The organism is Saccharopolyspora sp. 6M (assembly GCF_020176775.1).
Lineage (GTDB): Bacteria > Actinomycetota > Actinomycetes > Mycobacteriales > Pseudonocardiaceae > Saccharopolyspora_C > Saccharopolyspora_C gregorii.
In genome coordinates, this window is record NZ_JAIUJZ010000342.1 from 1 (window position 1) to 1,574 (window position 1,574).

The 1,574-nt window shown below is 72.6% G+C and carries 1 protein-coding gene; it reads left to right on the forward strand.

Going from position 1 to position 1,574, the window contains the following annotated elements; genetic code table 11:
* The first annotated feature begins 427 nt into the window (after positions 1-427).
* Entirely contained in the window at positions 428-844 is a 417-nt protein-coding gene (locus LCD31_RS28710; protein ID WP_224963313.1) for an NUDIX hydrolase, read from the forward strand.
* Positions 845-1,574 lie beyond the last annotated feature (730 nt).

A 1,574-nucleotide genomic window follows, 5' to 3' on the forward strand; every position in this document is an offset into this window, starting at 1 on the left:
GGGCGGCGGGCCGCCTTCGTCCGCTCCGGGGTGGCGCGGGGGCCGAGGTCGGCCGGGTCGAGGTCGGCGATGCTCTCCGCCGCCGGGAGGCCCTGCTGGAGGCACGTCGGTCACCCGCCAATCGTATGGGGTGCTCCCGGAGCCGCACCGGCTCTCCGCCGCGACGCGATCACCGCAGCGCACGAGCCGTGGACGCGGTTCGACCGGGTGAGCCGAACTCCTGGACGGCGGATGTGCTCGGCTCGAACCCCGGCGTGCCGTTCCGCTGGACGATCAACCCCTACCGGGCTGCTCGCAGGCTGGCGATGCTGACGCCGACCACCGGCCTGGACGGGGCGATGTCGGTCGCACGAGGTCGGCAACGGTGGGCGACGTCGCTCCATCGACGTGCTGAGTCGCGGGCCGGAGCAATGAGATGATCGGGGCCATGTCGCTGGTACCCGGAGGACCCCTCGTAGGCACGAGCGCGATCGTGGTGGACAGGGGGTGCGTGCTCCTCGGGCGACGGCGCGGCGCGCATGGAGCCGGAACGTGGTCGTTCCCCGGTGGCAAGGTCGACGCGGGGGAGGCGCCGGAGCACGCGGCAGCCCGCGAGCTCGAAGAGGAAACCGGCCTGCGCGCCGGTCGGACGACACCGATCACCTGGACCAACGACGTCTTCCCCGCAGACGGCGTGCACTTCGTGACCTTGCACTACCTCGTCGAGGCGTCGGGTCGACCCGAGGTCCGCGAGCCGGACAAGATCGAGCAGTGGAGCTGGCACGCCTGGGACGGACTTCCCACTCCGCTGTTCGCCCCCGTTGCCGCTCTCGTGGCGACCGGCTGGTGCCCGCCGCGCACCTGAGACGCAGGCCCGGCTCGGGTGGAAATCCTCCGTCCACGCGGCTGGAGCGCCCGGGACGGCACCCCCGAGCTGCCGGCCGGGACCGGGAGGCCGCGGGACCGAGTCGACGCCGCCGACGGTGCGCTCGGCCGCGCGCCGATCGGTCGGACGACGGGTTCCGCCTGGTGGCGGGTGGTGCGAAGTGGCACGGGTGCGGCGGTGCGGCGATCAGCTCGTGCTGCTGCGAACCGGCGCGCCCTGGCGGGCAGAGGTCTGGTCCAGCTTCGGCGGGAATGGGCGCCGGCGGTGAATCCGCTGTCGTGGGACTCGCGTTCGCCACGCCTTCTCGGCGGCTTTCCGAGGACGCGGATCGGGATTGAAAATCGTTGTCGAAATACCTACTAAAGTTGGTCCGCCGGACGGATTTCTCGCGCGTGAACTATTCGTGCACCGCGCGGAAATCCCTGGTCGCCAATTCATTTCAACAGGAAGGCGACTACTCTGGGTGTCGGACGCTGAACGACCGAACGAGTGATCGGAGTAGGCGTGCAGCTCGGCGCGAACGCCGGTGGCCGGTTCCGGGCGCCGGGGTGCCGCCGGGCCGACCCGTCCGGCGCAGTCGGGCCGCCGCGGCCGCTCGTCCGGACGCGCCGCGGGAACCGGCGACCGCCGGTGCCGCACCGGGACCACGCCCCGGACGTGCTTCGACGGCCCGCCGGTGGAACCGGGGGCGGTCGGGGAGCGCGGGTGG

Excerpts from the sequence above, each read along its gene's own strand:
- LCD31_RS28710 (WP_224963313.1), top strand. The coding sequence starts at position 428 with ATGTCGCTGGTACCCGGAGGACCCCTCGTAGGCACGAGCGCGATCGTG.